Origin of the sequence: Mycobacterium sp. RTGN5 (assembly GCF_033804465.1) — a bacterium.
Taxonomy (GTDB): Bacteria; Actinomycetota; Actinomycetes; order Mycobacteriales; family Mycobacteriaceae; genus Mycobacterium.
The window spans coordinates 158,372-177,064 of sequence record NZ_JAPZLA010000001.1; the positions used below are offsets into that span (position 1 = coordinate 158,372).

The 18,693-nt window shown below is 65.9% G+C and carries 16 protein-coding genes; 10 read left to right on the top strand and 6 right to left on the bottom strand.

Going from position 1 to position 18,693, the window contains the following annotated elements:
• Nucleotides 1-38: 38 nt before the first annotated feature.
• A complete protein-coding gene (locus tag SLQ31_RS00770) occupies nt 39-962 on the bottom strand; it encodes an alpha/beta hydrolase (protein ID WP_319428783.1) in 924 nt (307 codons plus the stop codon).
• 79 nt (nt 963-1,041) lie between these two features.
• Here SLQ31_RS00770 and SLQ31_RS00775 point away from each other — a divergent pair, with 79 nt between their 5' ends.
• On the top strand, nt 1,042-2,604 hold the full coding sequence (locus SLQ31_RS00775) for a hypothetical protein (RefSeq protein ID WP_319428785.1): 1,563 nt from the start codon (nt 1,042-1,044) through the stop codon (nt 2,602-2,604).
• A 241-nt stretch (nt 2,605-2,845) separates the two neighbouring features.
• Here the strand turns inward: SLQ31_RS00775 and SLQ31_RS00780 are convergent, their stop codons facing one another.
• From SLQ31_RS00780 to SLQ31_RS00800, 5 genes are all read right to left on the bottom strand, one after another.
• Nucleotides 2,846-5,617 (bottom strand): LuxR C-terminal-related transcriptional regulator, encoded by a 2,772-nt coding sequence (locus tag SLQ31_RS00780; RefSeq protein ID WP_319428787.1) that lies wholly within the window; start codon nt 5,615-5,617, stop codon nt 2,846-2,848.
• Nucleotides 5,618-5,678: 61 nt separating this feature from the next.
• The gene (locus SLQ31_RS00785) at nt 5,679-5,939 is read right to left on the bottom strand and encodes a hypothetical protein (protein WP_319428789.1); all 261 of its coding nucleotides are present in this window, start codon (nt 5,937-5,939) and stop codon (nt 5,679-5,681) included.
• Between the two features lie 130 nt (nt 5,940-6,069).
• Nucleotides 6,070-7,173, bottom strand: coding sequence for an inositol-3-phosphate synthase (locus SLQ31_RS00790; protein WP_319428791.1), 1,104 nt, complete (start codon nt 7,171-7,173; stop codon nt 6,070-6,072).
• 60 nt (nt 7,174-7,233) lie between these two features.
• Entirely contained in the window at nt 7,234-7,779 is a 546-nt protein-coding gene (locus SLQ31_RS00795; protein WP_319428793.1) for a PadR family transcriptional regulator, read from the bottom strand.
• A gap of 127 nt (nt 7,780-7,906) precedes the next feature.
• On the bottom strand, nt 7,907-8,764 hold the full coding sequence (locus tag SLQ31_RS00800; protein WP_319428795.1) for a DUF1707 domain-containing protein: 858 nt from the start codon (nt 8,762-8,764) through the stop codon (nt 7,907-7,909).
• Nucleotides 8,765-8,876: 112 nt separating this feature from the next.
• On the opposite strand from SLQ31_RS00800, the gene SLQ31_RS00805 reads away from it, so the two are divergent.
• The 9 genes from SLQ31_RS00805 to dnaB all read left to right on the top strand — a co-directional run bounded on the left by SLQ31_RS00805 (nt 8,877) and on the right by dnaB (nt 18,636).
• Complete coding sequence (locus tag SLQ31_RS00805) at nt 8,877-9,311, top strand: DUF5318 family protein (RefSeq protein ID WP_319428797.1); 435 nt, start codon at nt 8,877-8,879, stop codon at nt 9,309-9,311.
• A 181-nt stretch (nt 9,312-9,492) separates the two neighbouring features.
• Nucleotides 9,493-11,796, top strand: coding sequence for a transglycosylase domain-containing protein (locus SLQ31_RS00810; RefSeq protein ID WP_319432722.1), 2,304 nt, complete (start codon nt 9,493-9,495; stop codon nt 11,794-11,796).
• Nucleotides 11,797-11,870: 74 nt separating this feature from the next.
• The gene (locus SLQ31_RS00815) at nt 11,871-13,520 is read left to right on the top strand and encodes a glycosyltransferase family 87 protein (protein ID WP_319432724.1); all 1,650 of its coding nucleotides are present in this window, start codon (nt 11,871-11,873) and stop codon (nt 13,518-13,520) included.
• The gene (locus SLQ31_RS00820; RefSeq protein WP_319428799.1) at nt 13,489-14,127 is read left to right on the top strand and encodes a DJ-1/PfpI family protein; all 639 of its coding nucleotides are present in this window, start codon (nt 13,489-13,491) and stop codon (nt 14,125-14,127) included. Before SLQ31_RS00815 ends, SLQ31_RS00820 begins: the two co-directional genes overlap by 32 nt.
• A gap of 111 nt (nt 14,128-14,238) precedes the next feature.
• Nucleotides 14,239-14,529 (top strand): 30S ribosomal protein S6, encoded by a 291-nt coding sequence (rpsF, locus tag SLQ31_RS00825; protein WP_005142199.1) that lies wholly within the window; start codon nt 14,239-14,241, stop codon nt 14,527-14,529.
• Between the two features lie 82 nt (nt 14,530-14,611).
• The gene (locus SLQ31_RS00830) at nt 14,612-15,142 is read left to right on the top strand and encodes a single-stranded DNA-binding protein (protein ID WP_319428804.1); all 531 of its coding nucleotides are present in this window, start codon (nt 14,612-14,614) and stop codon (nt 15,140-15,142) included.
• Between the two features lie 57 nt (nt 15,143-15,199).
• Nucleotides 15,200-15,454 (top strand): 30S ribosomal protein S18, encoded by a 255-nt coding sequence (gene rpsR, locus SLQ31_RS00835; protein ID WP_319428806.1) that lies wholly within the window; start codon nt 15,200-15,202, stop codon nt 15,452-15,454.
• A gap of 17 nt (nt 15,455-15,471) precedes the next feature.
• On the top strand, nt 15,472-15,933 hold the full coding sequence (gene rplI, locus SLQ31_RS00840) for a 50S ribosomal protein L9 (RefSeq protein WP_319428808.1): 462 nt from the start codon (nt 15,472-15,474) through the stop codon (nt 15,931-15,933).
• Between the two features lie 483 nt (nt 15,934-16,416).
• Nucleotides 16,417-18,636: a replicative DNA helicase gene (dnaB, locus tag SLQ31_RS00845; RefSeq protein ID WP_319428810.1), complete on the top strand. Its 2,220-nt coding sequence runs from the start codon at nt 16,417-16,419 to the stop codon at nt 18,634-18,636.
• Nucleotides 18,637-18,693: the final 57 nt, after the last annotated feature.

Here is an 18,693-nt window from a genome sequence, read left to right on the forward strand (position 1 = left end):
TCGGCTCCGCGCCGATATTCCCATTCCGTGCGAACGGCTCAGCCGCCCAGCACGTCGCGCAGGATCTGAACCAGCGCGCGGGGCTGGTCGCCCTGCACCGAGTGGCCGGAATCGGGCACCACGATCACCCGCTGGAAACCCGGTGCGGTGCGGGCGAATTCGTCGGCGTCCTCGTCGTTGACGAAGAACGAGTTGGCGCCGCGCACCAGCGTGATGGGCATCGCGATCGATGGGACGTCATCCCACAAGCCGGCGAACGACTCGGGCAGCCCGCCGCCTTCGCCCGCGCCTTTGCGGAACGAGTCGTAGCGCCACGTCCAGGTGCCGTCATCCAATTGTTTCGAGTTGTGAAAAACGCCGCGGCGCAGCGACTCTCGGCTTCGGGTGGGCGAGGCTGCGATGGTGACGTCCAACATGGCGGCGAAGCTCGGGAACGTGCGCTCACCTTGGACCAGTGCGACCGCGCCTAGCTGCGCCTTGGTCATCTGTTCGTGCCGTTCTGGCGCGGACGGGGTGACGTCGACCAGCACCAGTTTGCGGACCAGCTCGGGTGCGGCCGTCGCCAGCCGCAGCGCCGTCAGACCGCCCAGCGACATGCCGACCACCAGGTCGGCGTCGGGGGCCAGCTCGCGCACCACCGGCTCGATCACCTCGGCGTTGAGCTTGGGACCGTAGTCGCCGTCCTCGCGCCAGGCCGAGCGGCCGTGGCCGGGAAGGTCCACGGCCAGTGCGGGAGTGCCGAGACCGAGGATGACGGTGTCCCAGGTGTGGGCGTTTTGGCCGCCGCCGTGCAGGAAGACCACGCGGACGGGGTCGGTGCCCCAGCGCACGGCGCTGACGGTTCCGCGGTCGATGCGCTGTACTGGCGGCAGCGCACCGTTCGCCCCCGCCTGCGCGGCGTTCTCGGGCAGCAGCGCGAATTCATCGAGGCCGATCAGTTGGTCATCGGAGATCTCGGTCATGTGACGACTTTAGGACTCGCCGAGCGGGAGTATGAGGGCACGTCGGGTATCTCCGACGCGGGGCCGAGAGGGGTCTTCGGTGAAATCAGTCAAGCGGCGGGTGTTCCTGGCCGGCGGTGCTGGAGCGGTTGCCGCGGTGACGGCGCAGGCGGCAGTCGCGTGCTCATCGCCGACGCCGCCGCCGGGGCCGCCGCCCGACACGGGCACCGCCGGATTACCGGAGGCAGTCGCGAAACTGCGCGCCAAGTACCTGGCCGATTTCGAGCCCGACTACGTCGACAACGCGATTGTGCCGTTCCTGATGAACCGGGTCACCGAGGGAGGTCGGCCGGTATTGCCGATGATCGACGTCGCGCTGACCAAGGAGAACGCGCTACCTCAGGACTTGTGGGGTTTGTTGAGCAAGACCTGGCGCCCCAACCCGGAGGAAGGCGTGACGGTCTTTCTGCAGGGGCTGGAAAAACGGGGGCCCGACAACCGGCGCAAGCGGATCTACATGTCAGCCGTGACGCCAGATCTCTACCGGGCGGTGTACCAGCCGAAGGTTGTCGCGTTCTGGGACCAGTTGTTCTCGCCGGCGAACGCCAACAAGCCGTTGATGCGCGTCTATCTCGATACGTTCTGGGATCTCTACTGGGACCTGCACCTGGGCGTCAGAGGGGCCGACATCCCCCCGCAGGTGAAGGAAATCGGGACGAGTTTTATGGCGGTGCTGGCCTACCGCGACGTCACCGAGCCGATCGTCCACGACAACTACATGACGGTTCGCAAGAATCTCGACTTCCTGAAGTCCTGGATCGACGCCCGCCTCGGCGACATCACATCCGGCAAGACCCCTAACCCCAAAGCGACGTTCGCCTGGTACTGGCTCACCAACGGTGAAGAGAGCGAGTACTTCAACCACAAGGACGTCGTCTTCGAGTGCTTCCACAACTTTGTCGCGTTCAGCCAGTGGGGTAACAGCCTGTTCAACGTCATGACCAGGCTGGGCCGCGACGGCGGCGATCCGCAGGCGAAAGAGTGGTTCACCAAGACCATGGCCGGCGCCCATGACGTGGGTGTGCCGTTCCCGCCGCTGGAACTGCTCGTGATGGAGCTCTTCCGGGTGATCTCACCCAATGGCGGCAGTATTTCGGCGCTGACGGAAACCAGTGCCCCGCCGTTCGAGCGGTACAGCTACATGGTCAGCCCACACGCCGCCACCAGTCACGATCCGGTGCAGTGGGCCAATCCCGACGCGTTCGACCCGGACCGCTACACGAAGGCACCGACCAGTGCGCAAATCGACCAGGCCCGGATCAACCAGATGGGGCTGGCCAACTGCCCGTTCAACCCGGTCGAGTGGCCGGTCCGGGACGGACGCTCGGCAGCGTTGCGCAACAGCGGTTTCGGGACGGTGTTCGGGGTGGTCGACGGCCAGCCGATGCCGGTGTGCGACCACGCGGGTTTCGCGCCGTTCGGTTTCGGCTACCGGCGTTGCCCCGGTGAGCAACTGACGACAATGGCGTTCGAGGATCTGCTGCGGAAGGTGTCGACCGACCGGCTGGACTTCGTCAAAGTTCGCGCCGACGGCGCCGAACAGTTGCCGGTCGGCCCGTCAACGGTGATCGCCGACGACATGGGCTTCGTCCGCGGGGCTTGATGCCACTCCCGATATCGCCACCGCCCGCCCGCTGATTCCTCCCCCATTCGAATCAGCGGGTGTTGCGGTGGCGACATCGGGGGCTCACCGTCACTGCTCCCCCCACGGTGACGGCTCCGGCACGTAGCCACTGATGCCATGGTCCCCGCTTCCAGAGCACCTTTGCCGGACAACAACCACGCTAGGCAACGTGGCCCTCGCGCCGATACAGGGATTTCCCTGGACTTTGCTGGCGGGGGATCTAGTTCGGGCCGTCGGGCTCGGGTTTGGCCGCTAGTCGAGCGAAGAGCTGCGCACGGGAGCGGATCCCGAGCTTGCGGTAGACAGTGCTGAGGCGCATCTCGACGGTCTTGGTCGACAAGAACAGTTCGGCTGCGATCTCGCGGTTGGACAGCCCGGCCGCGGCGTGTTTGGCGACGCTTTGCTCGGCGGCGGTCAGGCTGGTTCCGGCCGACGAGGTGGACGACGAGCGCTTCAGCTGAGTCTCGGCGCGAACGGCCCACAACGGACTGCCCAGCTCTTCGAAGGTACGCAGGGCCGCGGTCAATGAGGTACTGGCGGCCACCCGGCGTCGGCGACGGTGTTGGATCTGCCCGAGGAGAAGTTGGGTTCTGGCCATTTCGAAGGGCATCGGCACCTTCATGTGGTGCTCGACGGCGAGCAGGGCGTGCTCTTCTGCCGCATCCAAATCGCCACGGGCGGCAAGGATCTGCGCTCGCCCGCGCGCGCCTGCGCCAAGCATCCAGGGCCGATCGAGCCGAGTCCCGTTGTCTTCCAACGCCATAACGAGTCGCTGCGCCTCGTCGATCTGCCCAGTGGCGGCCAGTGCCTCGATGGCGTCCGGCAGGTGGGAGCCCACCATGATCTCGGTGCCGTGCTCGGGATCGAAGGTGTCCAGCACCGGTCGCAACGTAGTCAATGCGGCTTCGTGATCACCGAGCGAGATTTCCACGAAGGCCAGAGCGGATGTCGGAGACAGCGTGTAAAACGCGAGGCCGCTGTCGTTCGCCGCGTCGATCGCGGCACGGACGAGGAGACGGGTGTCCTCGGTGCGGCCGGTGTGGGCGGCGACGGTGGCCTGACAGGTCAGGGCCGTGATGGCGGTCAGATGACCACCGATCTGGTCGGCGAGCCCCCGCATGTCGTCGGCCGTGCGCGCGGCGTCGTCGTAACGGCCCAGCCACACGTCGATCATGACGAGCTGTTCACTGGCCCAGACGACGTCGACGTCGCTACCGCGTTGGTCGCACCGGCGTTTGACGGCGATCATCTTGGTGCGAGCATCGTGCAGATCGCCGATCCACGCGCGGTGCAACGCTTCGATTGCGCTGGCTTGCAATGTCGCCGGTGCGCCCCCGGCAGGATCCTCGAGCTCCATCGCGGTGTGCAAGGTTGGCATGTCGGTGCCCAACCCGTAGATGAAACCCACCTGCGTGGTCAGCGTCAGCGCCTGACTGCGCAGGCCCCCGTCGCCGAGTGTCTCGGCGTCGGCCAGGGCGGCGCGGGCGTGGTCGAGCGACGTCTTCAGGTCTCCGGTCAATCCGACGGCCAGCGACAACAGCAGAAGTCCCTGCAGTCGCAACGCCGGGATGTCGCCGGCCTCGACAATCCCGGCGCTGAGCACGTCGATGGCACGGACCAATCCGTCGCGATAGCCGAAAACCGCTCCGCGCAGGAGCAACGCAACGGCGCGCAGAATGCCTGCCGGAAACGCGTCAGCGATCGATCCCAGTCGTTCGTCGGCGGTATCAAGGGCGCCGGCACGAAAATGGAACTCGGCCGCGCGCAGCCTTCGGACGGCTGTGTCACCACCCAAATTGATGGCGAGGTCGATGAGTTCGGCTGCGCCGCTGTGTGATCCGCGGGCGGCGGCGGTGTCCGCGGCCGCATCCAGCGCCTGCAGCGCCTCGTCGTCGGCGCCAACGGCGGCCAACGCCAGATGGCGGGCCCGAAGTTCGGGCTGATCGGTCACCGCCGCCAGGCGCCGGTGCATCGCGCGTCGCTGCGCGCCGCTGGCCTGGGTGTACACCCCGTGTGCGAGCAGTGGATGGACGAACCGCACCAGGTTGCCGTCGAAGGTGACGATGCCGCGGGCCTCGACATCTTCGAGCAGGTCGATCATCTGCTGGACGCTGATCTCGGTGACCAAGGCCAAATGCGCGGCCGTCGGGTCGATCGTGCAGGCGGCGGCCAGCAGCACGTGCGTGTGTTGGGCGTTGAGAGTGCCGAGGTGGTGGGCGACGACCGAGGTCAACGAACCCGGCATCGCCACGTCCCGGTGCGCGGACGGATCGTCGACGGTTCGGGCCAGTTCGAGCGCGAAAAACGGGTTGCCACCGGAAATCCGGTGGATCTGAGTGATCAGCGGCCGAGGCAGCGTGCGGTCCAGGCGTTCCCGGATCATGGCGTGCAGCGCGCCCAGACTCATCGGGGCCAACGACGCCCGGGCGACGACAAGGGGATGGGGTAGTTGCAGCCACGAGCTGTCCGCGCCGTCCGGGTCCCCAGTGCGCACGGTGCCCAGGACCCCGACCGGACCCTTGAGGCGGCGGATCGCGAAAGCGATAACGGTCTGGCTCGGGGCGTCGAGCCATTGCAGATCGTCGAGGGCGACCAATACCGGGGATGTCGATCCCAGATGCTCGAGCAGTGACAGCCATGCCGCCGCGACCACCCGCTGGTCGGTGGGCGGGCCGTCGTCGGCGCGCAGCAGCACCCGGTTCAGCGCCACCTGCTGAAGAGCGGGCAGCGTGGCGAAGTCCGCCGGCTCGACATCTGCCAGCAGGTCGGCCAGTGCCGCGAAGGCAAGCTTGGCCTCGGCGGCCGCACCCCGGGCGGAAAGCACCCGCACCCCGTGCGCCTCGGCGAGGCGGAGCGCGTCGGCCCACGCGGTGGTCTTGCCGATGCCGGCGACACCCTCGAAGACCAACCCGGCCGGACCGCTCACAAGCTGGGTGAGCAGTTGCCCCACCTGCCGCGACACGTTGTCACCGCGGCGGGTTGGTGCAGGCACGACGACAATGATCGCAGCTCAGCGGGGTTACCGGTGGCCGAGTTCGAGTTCCGGACGGACTTCAGGCCAGCGCTGGGCCGAATTGCTCCGGAACCCGGATGTGTTCGCGCACATCACCGGTGATGCGGTCCGGTGGCCAGTCGACCCGCCGACATGCTTCCAGCACCGCCTCGGCGGTGTCGGCGGCGAAGACGCCGTACACCACGTCATCCGCCGGCACCGAAACCGTGACCAGTAGCTGCACCGCAGATCCTTCGGCGCTGGCTGTCGCCGTTGCCGCGTCAAGCCGCGCGGCGACGTCCTCCGGCGTGGCAGTCGTCAACTCGCTTGCGTACCACTCCGCCAAAAAACGCAGGGGCGGCGGGGCGCAGACATCCACGTCCACGACGTTAATGCCGCAGACGGGCCCACCGAATCAGGGATTTCCCTGGACTTCGGGTGAATCCTGACGATTACTCGCCGGCGATGAACTCTTCGAGCTGCGTCCGCGCAATGTCGTCGGGCAGCTGCTTGGGCGGGCTCTTCATCAGGTAGGCCGAAGCCGGGATGATCGGGCCGCCGATACCGCGGTCCTTGGCGATCTTGGCCGCACGCACCGCGTCGATGATGATGCCGGCCGAGTTCGGCGAGTCCCACACCTCGAGCTTGTATTCCAGGTTCAGCGGCACATCGCCAAAGGCGCGGCCCTCGAGCCGCACGTAGGCCCACTTGCGGTCGTCGAGCCAGGCGACGTGGTCCGACGGTCCGATGTGGACGTTCTTGTCTTCGATCTTGTTGGCCAGCGAGCCGGTCAGGTTGGACGTGACGGCCTGGGTCTTGGAGACCTTCTTGGACTCCAGGCGCTCGCGCTCGAGCATGTTCTTGAAGTCCATGTTGCCGCCGACGTTCAGCTGATAGGTGCGGTCCAGCGTGACGCCGCGGTCTTCGAAGAGCTTGGCCATCACACGGTGGGTGATGGTCGCGCCGACCTGGCTCTTGATGTCGTCGCCGACGATCGGGACACCTGCGTCCTCGAACTTCTTGGCCCAGACCGGATCAGAGGCGATGAACACCGGCAGCGCGTTGACGAACGCGACCTTGGCGTCGATGGCGCACTGTGCGTAGAACTTGTCGGCCTCGTCGGAGCCCACCGGCAGGTAGGACACCAACACGTCGACCTTGTTGTCCTTGAGAATCTTGACGACGTCGACGGGCTGGTCGTCGGAGAGTTCGATGGTCTCGGCGTAGTACTTGCCGATGCCGTCCAGGGTCGGGCCGCGCTGCACGACGACGTCGGTCGGCGGCACGTCAGCGATCTTGATGGTGTTGTTCTCCGACGCGTAGATCGCCTCCGACAGGTCGAAGCCGACCTTCTTGGCGTCCACGTCGAACGCGGCGACGAACTTCACATCGCGCACGTGGTACGGACCGAGCTTCACGTGCATCAGGCCGGGGACGGTGGCATTCGGGTCGGCGTCCTTGTAGTACTCCACGCCCTGGACCAGTGAGGATGCGCAGTTACCGACGCCGATGATGGCGACCCGTACATCTGTCGATGCTCCGTTGTGCTCCGTCATGGGACGTTCTCCTAACTCGTACTTCTGCTGGCTGCTGTTCAGGTACTTCGGTGGCCGCGTTCAGGCCTGGTCTGGATGGCTCTGGGCCACCCGCTCAGCGGCGATCAGCTCGTTGAGCCACACGACTTCCCGCTCGCTGGACTCCAGACCCAGCTGATGCAGTTGTCGGGTATAGCGGTCGAGCGAATTGCTCGCTCGGGCGATGGCCTCCCGCAGACCTTCGCGGCGTTCTTCCACCTGGCGCCGGCGGCCTTCAAGGATCCGCATCCGTGCCTCGGCCGGTGTGCGATTGAAGAACGCCAGGTGCACACCGAAGCCGTCGTCGGTGTAGTTCTGCGGACCGGTGTCGGCCACCAGCTCGGCGAACCGCTGGCGTCCGGTATCGGTCAGCTGGTACACCCGGCGGGCGCGGCGCAACACCGTCGCTCCCGCGGGTGCGGTGTCCTCGACGATCAACCCGTCGGTCTGCATCCGGCGCAACGCCGGGTACAGCGAGCCATAGGAAAAAGCGCGGAACGCCCCCAACAAGCCCGTCAGTCGCTTGCGCAGTTCGTAGCCGTGCATGGGGGACTCGAGGAGAAGACCCAAGATGGCAAGCTCCAACATCGGGTCACCTCCTTTGCTAGGCCGTTACGACGCTTCGACACCTCTGGCGATAGTATCGGAGCGATATATTCGGCGCTACTTGGATGCGGTTCAGCGCCGAGCGTCATGCCAGGGTCACGCGAGGTGACTAGGGGTAGTTGATCCGCTTGATCGAACCGTCGGCGTTGAGCTCGATGTAGCCGCTGCCGAAGTCGCTCGAGACGTAGATCGAGATGGAGACCGTGCCGGGAGCGGTTGAGTCGCCGCTCGGCTCGACGATCAGATAGGTGTTCTTCACGTCGGAGGGCTTGATGTTCAGCGTCTCAGGCGCTCCGCGCAGCACGCCGACCACCACCTTGGCGTCGAACTTGGCCAGATCCACCACGACGGCGCCGTTGCCCTTCGAGCCTGTGCTGGGGTCGTCCCAGCCGCCGCGATAGAAGTAGTTGAGCGTGCGGCGGTCATCGGTGGGATCGGGCCGGTCCAGGGAGGCGTAGTCCGAGTAGATGACCAGCCGGTAGCCGTTGGTGTCGCCGAACTTCTTCTTCATCTGCTCGAGCAGTCCGGTCAGGCCGCCGAGCGACTGCAGCTGGCGTGGCGGCGTCAGCACGACGGGCGCCACACCGTCGGCCTTGGCGCCGGGGTCGGAGGTGAAGTTCAGCGGCGACGGGGTGTTGCCGTACAGCCCCCAACCGATCCCCACGCCCAGCAGGACCAGCACTGCGGCGACCGCGGCGCGGATGCCCCAACCGCCGCCGGTACCCCCGACTCGGGCCAGCCGCGGTTTGTTGAGCGTGGGCAGCTGCACCGGCGAATTGCCGGTCTGAAGATCGCCGACCAGCGACTTCAGATCACCGAGGGTGGCGGCGGTGGTGGCCGCCTTGACCCGCTGCTGGTGCTCGCTCATCGACAGCTGGCCTTCGGACAGCGCGGTGTCCAGGATCTGGCAGGTGTCGTTGCGGTCAGCGTCCTTCGCTCGCGTGCTGGCCGTCTGGGAAGTCGCCACGGCGTTGATCGTAAGAGTTCGGCAGGCAAGAGCGCAGACCAGGCGCGAATTCCGGGCCACTCGCGACCCGGTTGCACGCCGGTGCCCAGATCCCCGACGTACTCTGGTCAACGTGCGATTGCAGCGACAGGTGGTGGATTACGCCCTTCGGCGACGCTCCCTGCTGGCCGAGGTCTACTCCGGCCGCACCGGTGTGACCGAGGTCTGCGACGCCAATCCCTATCTGTTGCGCGCCGCCAAGTTTCACGGCAAGCCCAGCTCGGTGATGTGCCCGATCTGCCGCAAGGAGCCGCTCACGCTGGTGTCCTGGGTTTTCGGTGATCACCTGGGCGCGGTAAGCGGGTCGGCGCGCACCGCCGAGGAGCTGGTATTGCTGGCGACCCGGTTCGACGAGTTTTCGGTACACGTGGTGGAGGTATGCCGCACCTGCGAATGGAATCACTTGGTCAAGTCCTATGTGCTCGGAGCGCCACGTCCTACCAACGGGACGCGGGGACGCCGGAGCACCCAGACGGCGCGCTCCGGCGCGCGTACGGCCAGTGAATAGCGAAGGGCGTCGCGACGGGCCTGGCACTGACAACCGAATGGGATCAGGGTCCGATGATGCGTCCGGTAAACACGAGGCGCCGACCAACAAGTTCCCGGTAGCCGGCGCCAGCGATTCACCCGGTCCGGCCCGCACCGCGCCTCGCCGGCAGGTGCCGCCTGACGACCGGCTGACATCGATCATGGAGCCGATCCGCGACGACACGGTGCCGCTGCGCGACCCGATCGACGTCGTCAAGGCGGCCATGGACGGCACGCCCCCGCCGAAGTTCCCGCCGCCACCTCCACCGCCGAGGACCGGGGGACCGGGCGGCCCGCCACCGCCGAAGCCGCCGAGCTTCTCCCAGCAGGTCAACTGGAAGTGGGTGCGCCGCTCGATGTACATCGCGGTCGTGCTGGTGGTCGTGCTGCCGCTGATCACCTTCGGCATGGCCTACATGATCGTCAAGGTGCCCCAGCCAGGTGACCTGCGGACCAATCAGGTGTCGACGATCCTGGCGAGCGACGGCTCAGAGCTGGCGAAAATCGTTCCCCCCGAGGGCAACCGGGTCGACGTCAGCATCGACCAGATACCGGTTTCGATGCGTAACGCGGTGATGGCCGCCGAAGACCGCGACTTCTATACCAACCCGGGCTTTTCGTTCTCGGGCTTCGCCCGGGCGATCAAGAACAACCTCTTCGGCGGTGACCTGCAGGGCGGCTCGACGATCACCCAGCAGTACGTGAAGAACGCGCTCGTCGGCGACGCCCGGTCGGGTATCGGCGGCGTGGTGCGTAAGGCCAAGGAACTCGTCATCTCCACGAAGATGTCGGGCGAGTGGTCCAAAGACCAAGTGCTGCAGGCGTACCTGAACATCATCTATTTCGGCCGCGGCGCCTACGGCATCTCGGCCGCCGCGAAGGCGTACTTCGACAAGCCGGTGGAACAGCTGACGGTCGCCGAGGGCGCACTGCTGGCGGCACTGATCCAGCGGCCGTCGACGCTGGACCCGGCGATCGATCCCGACGGCGCGGCCAGGCGCTGGAACTGGGTGCTCGACGGCATGGTGTCCATGGGTGCGCTGTCCAAAGAGGAACGCGCTCAACAGGTCTTCCCGCCGACGGTGCCGCCGGAGCAGGCCCGCGCGGCCAATGTCACCACCGGACCTAATGGCCTCATCGAACGTCAGGTCAGCAAGGAACTGCTCGATCTGTTCAACATCGATGAGCAGACCCTGAACACCCAGGGCCTGCAGATCACCACGACGATCGACCCGCAGGCGCAGCAGGCCGCCGAGAACGCGGTGACGAAATATCTTGACGGCCAGATGCCGGATATGCGCTCGGCGGTCGCGTCTGTCGATCCGAAAACCGGTGGAGTGAAGGCCTATTACGGTGGCTCGGACGCCCAGGGCTTCGACTTCGCCCAGGCCGGGTTGCCGACGGGCTCGTCGTTCAAGGTGTTCGCGTTGGTGGCCGCGCTCGAACAAGGCATCGGGCTGGGCTACCAGGTGGACAGCTCGCCGGTGAACCTCAACGGCATCACGATCACCAACGTCGAAGGTGAAGGCTGTGGTGTCTGCAACATCGCCGAGGCGCTCAAGCGATCGCTGAACACGTCCTATTACCGGTTGATGCTCAAGCTCAAGAACGGTCCGAGTGACGTCGCCGACGCCGCGCACAGCGCAGGCATTGCCGAGAGCTTCCCTGGCGTGGATCACACGCTGTCCGAGGACGGCAAGGGCGGACCGCCCAACAACGGTGTCGTGCTGGGGCAGTACCAGACCCGGGTGCTCGACATGGCATCGGCGTACGCGACCCTGGCCGCCTCCGGCGTCTACCACAAGCCGCACTTCGTACAGAAGGTCGTCAACTCCCGCGGCGAGGTGCTTTTCGACGCCGGCACCTCGGACAACAGCGGTGAGCAGCGCATCCCGAAAGCGGTCGCCGACAACGTGACTGCGGCCATGCAGCCGATCGCGGGCTGGTCCAACGGGCACAACCTGGCCGGTGGGCGGGCGTCTGCGGCCAAGACCGGAACCAATCAGCTCGGCGACACCGACGCCAACCGCGACGCCTGGATGGTCGGCTACACGCCATCGCTGGCGACGGCGGTGTGGGTGGGCACCACCGACGGCACCCAGCCCTTGGTCACCAAGGGCGGTGGCCAGGTGTACGGCTCCGGCATACCGTCCGACATCTGGAAGTCGACGATGGATGGCGCGCTGAAGGGCACCGACAACGAGACGTTCCCCAAGCCGACCGAGATCGGCGGCTATGCCGGTGTCCCGGCCGCACCCCCGCCGCCGCCTCCGCCGCCGTCGATACAGGTGATCCAGCCCAGTATCGAAGTCGCACCGGGCATCACGATTCCGCTCGGCCCGCCGACGACCATCACCGTGCCCGCCGGCCCGCCCGCGCCGCCCGGCGTGCCGGGGGCTCCGGATGCGCCGCCGCCGGCCGTGCCGGGTGACCCAAACGCTCCGCTCCCGCCTCCGCCGCCGTGATCGACGGCGGTGTTGGTGAGGACCAACCGCAGGACTCTTTGGCCGACCGGCCGGCCGATGCGCCGGCCGGCGGTGTGTTAGTGGGTGCGGGCCGAGCCACGGTGTCACCACAACCGCTGGCCGCCGACCTGCGCAGTGTCAACGACCGTGACAAGCCAAGCCGCACCGATACTTTGGGCGCCGCGCTCTCGGAGGTGGTGGGCGGCCCGGTGGGCCGGCACGCACTGATCGGCCGGACTCGGGTGTTCACCCCGCTGCGGGTGATGTTCATGATGGCGCTGGTGGTGCTGGCACTGGGTTGGTCCACCAAGGCGCCGTGTTTGCAGACCGTCGGTACGGGGCCGCCCGATCAGCGAGTGGCGAACTGGCAGAACCAACGGGCCTACTTCGAGCTCTGCTATTCCGACACCGTGCCGCTCTACGGCGCGGAGTTGTTGAGCCAGGGGCGTTTTCCGTACAAGTCGAGCTGGATCGAGACGGATTCCAGCGGCCGGCCGCAGACCCGGTACGACGGCAAGCCCGCGGTCCGCTACATGGAGTATCCGGTGCTGACCGGGGTGTACCAGTACGTGTCGATGGCGTTGGCCAAGACCTACACCGCGGTCGCCAAGATGGCGTCGCTGCCGGTGATCGCCGAAGTGGTGATGTTCTTCAACTTCGCGGCGTTCGGTCTGGCGCTGGCATGGTTGGCGACGGTGTGGGCGTCGTCGTGGTTGGCGGGCCGACGCGTCTGGGACGCCGCGCTGGTGGCCGCATCGCCGGTGCTGGTGTTCCAGGTGTTCACCAACTTCGACGCGCTGGCAACGGCTTTAGCGATCGGCGGTCTGCTGGCGTGGGCACGGCGGCGGCCGGTGCTGGCCGGCGTCTTGATCGGGCTCGGGGTGGCCGCCAAGTTATATCCGGTGCTGCTGTTGCTGCCGCTGGTGGTGCTGGCGATCCGCAGCGACCGGGTGCCCGAGGCCGCGAAGACGGTGGTGGCCGCGGTCGGTGCCTGGTTCGTGGTCAATCTGCCGGTGATGGTGCTGTTTCCGCGCGGCTGGTCGGAGTTCTTTCGGCTCAACTCTCGGCGCGGTGACGACATGGACTCGCTGTACAACGTGGTGAAGTCGTTCACCGGTTGGGACGGCTTCGATGCGAATCTCGGGTTCTGGCAGCCGCCGGTGATCCTCAACGCCGTCATCGCGGTGGTGTTCCTGTTGTGTTGTGCGGCAATCGCCTACATCGGGCTGACCGCGCCGCAGCGGCCGCGGGTGGCGCAGCTGGCGTTCCTGACCGTGGCAGCGTTCCTGTTGGTCAACAAGGTGTGGAGTCCGCAGTTCTCGCTGTGGCTGGTGCCGCTGGCGGTGCTGGCGCTGCCGCACCGGCGAATCCTGTTGGCGTGGATGACCGTTGACATGCTGGTCTGGGTGCCGCGGATGTACTACCTGTACGGCGAGGGCAACAAGGGCCTGCCCGAGCAGTGGTTCACCGCGACCGTGTTGTTGCGCGACCTCGCGGTGGTCGGGCTGATGGTGTTGGTGGTACGCCAGATCTACCGGCCGGACCTGGATCTGGTGCGCTGGAACGGCCGGGTCGACGATCCGGCCGGGGGAGTGTTCGACCGTGCGGAAGACGCACTCCCGCAAGGGTTCCCACGCTGGCTGCGCCCACGGGCAACGGCCGCCGTTCCGCTCGAACAGCAAGAGGCACCGGATGCAAGTCGCGATAGCGCTGTTCCCGCGTAATACCGCACTGGACGCGATCGGCCCCTACGAGGTGCTGCAGCGGATCCCGTCGATCGATGTCGTCTTCGTCGGGCAGCAGCGCGGTGAGGTCCGCAGCGACAACGGCATGCTCGGGCTGACCTGTGACGCCACCTTCGACGAGGTCAGCCGACCCGACGTGCTGGTGTTCCCCGGCGGGATCGGCACCCGCACCCTGGTCGAGGACACCGGCGTCCTCGACTGGATTCGTGAGGTGCACCGGCACACCGTGTTCACCACGTCGGTGTGTACCGGCAGCCTGATGCTCGCCGCCGCGGGCCTGCTGACCGGACTGACGGCGGCCACGCATTGGCGCGCCACCGAGCTGCTCGAGTCGTTCGGTGCCATCTACACCCCGGACCGCGTCGTCGAGCACCTGCCGCAGCGCCTCATTACTGCAGCGGGCGTCTCGAGCGGTATCGACATGGGGTTGCGGCTGGTCGAGCTGCTGGTCGGTCCGGAGGCCGCCAAGGCCAGCCAGCTGATGATCGAGTACGACCCGCAGCCGCCGTTTGACGCCGGCGCGTTGGGCAAAGCCTCGGATGCGACGGTGCAGCTGGCGTTGGAGTACTACGGCCAGCGGAGCTGATTTCGCAGATCAGGGCCTATGCCTGTAACCTGGCCCAGTTGCCGACGCAGGCGACTCTCCTGCCGCGGATCGACCGCGGCCGTTAACGACCATAGGAGGTGATGAGGTTCCATGCGTCCATACGAAATCATGGTCATCCTTGACCCCACTCTCGACGAGCGCACCGTAGCTCCGTCTCTGGATACGTTCCTGAACGTTGTCCGCACTGACGGCGGCTCGGTCGACAAGGTCGACATCTGGGGTCGGCGCCGCCTGGCGTACGAGATCGCCAAGCACGCCGAGGGCATTTATGCCGTCGTCGATGTGAAGGCCGAACCGGCCACCGTGTCCGAGCTCGACCGTCAGCTCAACCTGAACGAGTCGGTGCTGCGGACCAAGGTGATGCGGACCGATAAGCACTAGTCACTGAGTGGATACCTCGCCGCGCGTCGGAGCTGTTACGTAGGCTCGCGGTGAATTCATCCGCCTATGCCAGGAGGACCTTGTGGCCGGTGACACGACCATTACCGTCGTCGGAAATCTGACCGCCGACCCCGAACTTCGGTTCACCCCGTCCGGTGCAGCTGTCGCCAATTTCACGGTGGCGTCTACACCGCGGATCTTTGACCGCCAAAGCTCGGAGTGGAAGGACGGCGAAGCGCTGTTCTTGCGCTGCAACATCTGGCGTGAGGCGGCCGAGAACGTGGCCGAAAGCCTCACCCGGGGTTCGCGGGTCATCGTGACCGGTCGGCTCAAGCAGCGGTCCTTCGAAACCCGTGAGGGTGAGAAGCGCACCGTCTACGAGGTCGAGGTCGACGAGATCGGCCCGTCGCTGAAGTACGCCACCGCCAAGGTCAACAAGGCCTCGCGCAGTGGTGGCGGAGGCGGCGGCTTCGGCGGCGGCAGTGGTGGCGGCGGCGGTGGCGGGGGTTCCCGTCCGGCGGCAGCGGCCAGCGATGCGCCCGCAGACGATCCGTGGGGCAGCGCCCCGGCGTCGGGCTCGTTCGCCGGTGGCGACGACGAACCGCCTTTCTGATCTAAAAACCTTTGCGCGCCACAAGCGCGCCATCTGAAGAACGAAAGAGATTGACCCATGGCCAAAACCAATAAGCGGCGTCCGGCACCGGAAAAGCCGGTCAAGACCCGCAAGTGCATTTTCTGCTCCAAGAAGGGGCAGGACATCGACTACAAGGACACCCAGTTGCTGCGCACCTACATCAGCGAGCGCGGCAAGATCCGCGCCCGCCGGGTGACTGGTAACTGCGTGCAGCACCAGCGCGACATCGCGATCGCCGTCAAGAACGCACGTGAGGTTGCTCTGCTTCCGTTCACGTCGGCGGCACGGTAGAGAACGGAAGTATCGAGATGAAGCTGATCCTGACCGCTGAGGTCGAACACCTCGGCACTGCCGGTGACACCGTTGAAGTAAAAGACGGGTACGGCCGCAACTACCTGCTGCCGCGCGGCCTGGCCATCGCGGCCTCCCGCGGTGCGCAGAAGCAGGCCGACGAGATCCGCCGGGCCCGCGAGACCAAGACCGTGCGCGACCGTGCGCACGCCGACGAGATCAAGGCTGCCATCGCAGCCCTGGGCCCGATCCAGCTACCGGTGAAGGCCGGCGCAGGGGACTCGGGCAAGCTCTTCGGTTCGGTGACCGCCAACGACATCGTCACGGCGATCAAGAAGGCCGGCGGTCCCAACTTGGACAAGCGCACCGTGCAGCTGCCCAAGGCTCATATCAAGGCGACTGGCACCCACACCGTTGCGGTGCATCTCCACCCTGAGGTGAACGTCGACCTGACCGTCGACGTCGTCGCACAAAGTTAGCCATACGCGTCAATTCCCCGAGTGGCGGCCCTTCGCGGTCGCTCTCGGGGAATTGCTGCATTTCTGGCGAACACATTTTGGCGGGGATTCCCAGCAAATCTAACCGGCCGTTAACCTTGTGCATAACCTCCGGCAACACAACACGCCCGAGATCGCAACCGAGGCCGACACGCCGGGGAACTTGCCATCCACAGCATGTACCAGGGACTACCCTGCTCTCATCTGGGCAGATGGCACAAAATTGGTTAGTAGTCCACAGGTTCTCCCCAACGACTCAACACTAGTTTCCCGAGCTATCCACAAGCCACTAACAGGTTCATCAACAGGCTTGGTTTGCGAGGGCTCCAGCAACGTCTAGCGTGAGCCGTCGGCGGTGCCGGTCATCACCGCCGCGACGAGTACTTGTCGGGGGTGTGGGGTAGACCTCCGATTGTGCATCGAACTGACGTTCGACCGGCTTTAGACGGAGGTGGGGATAACCCGATGGCGGTCGTTGACGATCTCGGACAGTCCGGAATGGGCAGTCCTCCTCCGTCCGAGGATTTCGGTCGCCAGCCCCCTCAGGATCTCGCTGCCGAGCAGTCGGTGTTGGGCGGCATGCTGCTGTCCAAAGACGCGATCGCCGACGTGCTGGAGCGGCTTCGCCCCGGCGACTTCTACCGCCCCGCCCATCAGAACGTCTATGACGCGATTCTGGACCTCTACGGGCGCGGTGAGCCCGCGGACGCGGTCACTGTGGCCGCCGAGCTGGATCGCCGTGGTCTGCTGCGCCGTGTTGGCGGTGCGCCTTATGTGCACACCCTGATCTCGACGGTGCCGACCGCGGCCAACGCCGGGTACTACGCGGGCATCGTGGCCGAGAAGGCGTTGTTGCGGAGGCTGGTGGAGGCCGGCACGCGGGTGGTGCAGTACGGCTACGCCGGTGCCGAGGGCGCCGATGTCAACGAGATCGTGGACCGTGCGCAGGCCGAGATTTACGACGTCACCGAGCGACGGACCGCCGAGGACTTCCTCCCACTGGAAGACCTGCTGCAGCCGACGATGGACGAGATCGACGCCATCGCCTCCAACGGCGGAATTTCCAAGGGTGTGCCGACGGGCTTCACCGAACTCGACGAGCTGACCAACGGGCTGCATCCCGGTCAGATGATCGTGGTGGCGGCCAGGCCCGGTATGGGCAAGGCCCTCGCGCTGGACACGCCCCTGCCGACGCCGACGGGCTGGACCACGATGGGCGAGGTCAAGGTCGGGGATTACCTGATCGATGCCGACGGACGGCCCACGCGGGTGGTGGCGGCAACCGACATCATGGTCGGCCGGCCCTGCTACGAGGTCGAATTCTCCGACGGCACAGTGCTGATCGCGGATGCCGAGCACCAGTGGCTGACGGACACCCGGGCGTCGCGGAAGTCGGCCGTCCGGACGACGCGCGAGATCGCCGAGACGCTGCGTCTGAACCACTTGGTGACCAACACCAACCCGCTACAGGCCGCGGATTGCGAGCTGCCCGTGCCGTCGTACACCCTTGGTGCGGGGCTGGGAGACGCGACCAGCACGGATCCCGAGATTGTCATGCGTGTCGAAGCCGAGGGGATCGAGGGTGCGGCTCTCAAGGCCACGCGCATTCCCGCTGGGCACCGCCGTGCGTCCGAAGCCCAGCGACGGGCGTTGCTCGCTGGACTCTTGGACACAGCCGGATCGGTGGGCAACGATGGGGCCGTCAGGTTTTCGACGACGAACCAGCAGCTCGCCGATGATGTCTTCGAGCTCATCGTCGGCCTTGGTTACGGTTGCCGGCGTGAAGACAGTTCCACACTGAGCTTCTGCACAGACGACGTCGTCTTCCAATTGCCACGGAAAGCGCTGCTGCACAAGGAACGACGAGCCGGCGGCACAGCACTCGTGTCATCGCGCTTCATCACCGACGTTCGGCCGATCGCCAGCGTTCCGGTTCGGTGCGTCGAGGTCGACAACGGCGACCACATGTACCTCGCGGGGAGGGCGATGGTCCCGACCCACAACTCGACGTTGGGACTGGACTTCCTGCGGTCGTGCTCGATCAAGAACCGGCTGCCGAGCATCGTGTTCTCACTGGAAATGAGCAAGTCCGAAATCGTGATGCGGCTGCTGTCGGCGGAGGCCAAGATCAAGCTGGCCGATATGCGGTCGGGCCGGATGACGGACGACGACTGGACGCGCCTGGCGCGCCGGATGAGCGAAATCAGTGAAGCGCCTTTGTATATCGATGATTCACCGAACCTGACGATGATGGAGATCCGCGCGAAGGCCCGCCGGCTGCACCAGAAGGCGGGTTTGCGACTGATCGTGCTCGACTACCTACAGCTGATGACGTCGGGCAAGAAGGTCGAGTCGCGCCAGCAGGAAGTCTCCGAATTCTCAAGGCAGATCAAGCTTTTGGCGAAGGAACTGGAAGTCCCGGTGGTGGCGATGAGCCAGCTGAACCGCGGACCTGAACAGCGTACTGACAAGAAACCGATGTTAGCTGATCTACGTGAGAGCGGTAGCATTGAGCAAGATGCCGACATGGTGATTTTGCTACATCGGCCCGATGCCTTCGAGACTGATGACCCGCGCGGTGGTGAAGCTGACCTGATTGTCGCGAAACATCGTGCAGGACCGACGCGTACGGTCACGGTCGCGCACCAGCTGCATCTTTCGCGGTTTACCAATATGGCAAGGTAACTGCGATTTGGCTGCGATGTCCACGAACTCGCTGGAACACTGGCTGCCCCACTATCG

What these genes read in the sequence shown, in the direction of transcription:
- SLQ31_RS00820 (WP_319428799.1), top strand. Translation starts at nt 13,489, where the DNA reads ATGCAAGTCGCGATAGCGCTGTTCCCGCGTAATACCGCACTGGACGCG.
- SLQ31_RS00795 (WP_319428793.1), bottom strand. Translation starts at nt 7,779, where the DNA reads ATGTTGGAGCTTGCCATCTTGGGTCTTCTCCTCGAGTCCCCCATGCAC.
- dnaB (WP_319428810.1), top strand. Translation starts at nt 16,417, where the DNA reads ATGGCGGTCGTTGACGATCTCGGACAGTCCGGAATGGGCAGTCCTCCT.
- SLQ31_RS00790 (WP_319428791.1), bottom strand. Translation starts at nt 7,173, where the DNA reads ATGACGGAGCACAACGGAGCATCGACAGATGTACGGGTCGCCATCATC.
- rpsF (WP_005142199.1), top strand. Translation starts at nt 14,239, where the DNA reads ATGCGTCCATACGAAATCATGGTCATCCTTGACCCCACTCTCGACGAG.
- rpsR (WP_319428806.1), top strand. Translation starts at nt 15,200, where the DNA reads ATGGCCAAAACCAATAAGCGGCGTCCGGCACCGGAAAAGCCGGTCAAG.
- SLQ31_RS00810 (WP_319432722.1), top strand. Translation starts at nt 9,493, where the DNA reads ATGGAGCCGATCCGCGACGACACGGTGCCGCTGCGCGACCCGATCGAC.
- rplI (WP_319428808.1), top strand. Translation starts at nt 15,472, where the DNA reads ATGAAGCTGATCCTGACCGCTGAGGTCGAACACCTCGGCACTGCCGGT.
- SLQ31_RS00770 (WP_319428783.1), bottom strand. Translation starts at nt 962, where the DNA reads ATGACCGAGATCTCCGATGACCAACTGATCGGCCTCGATGAATTCGCG.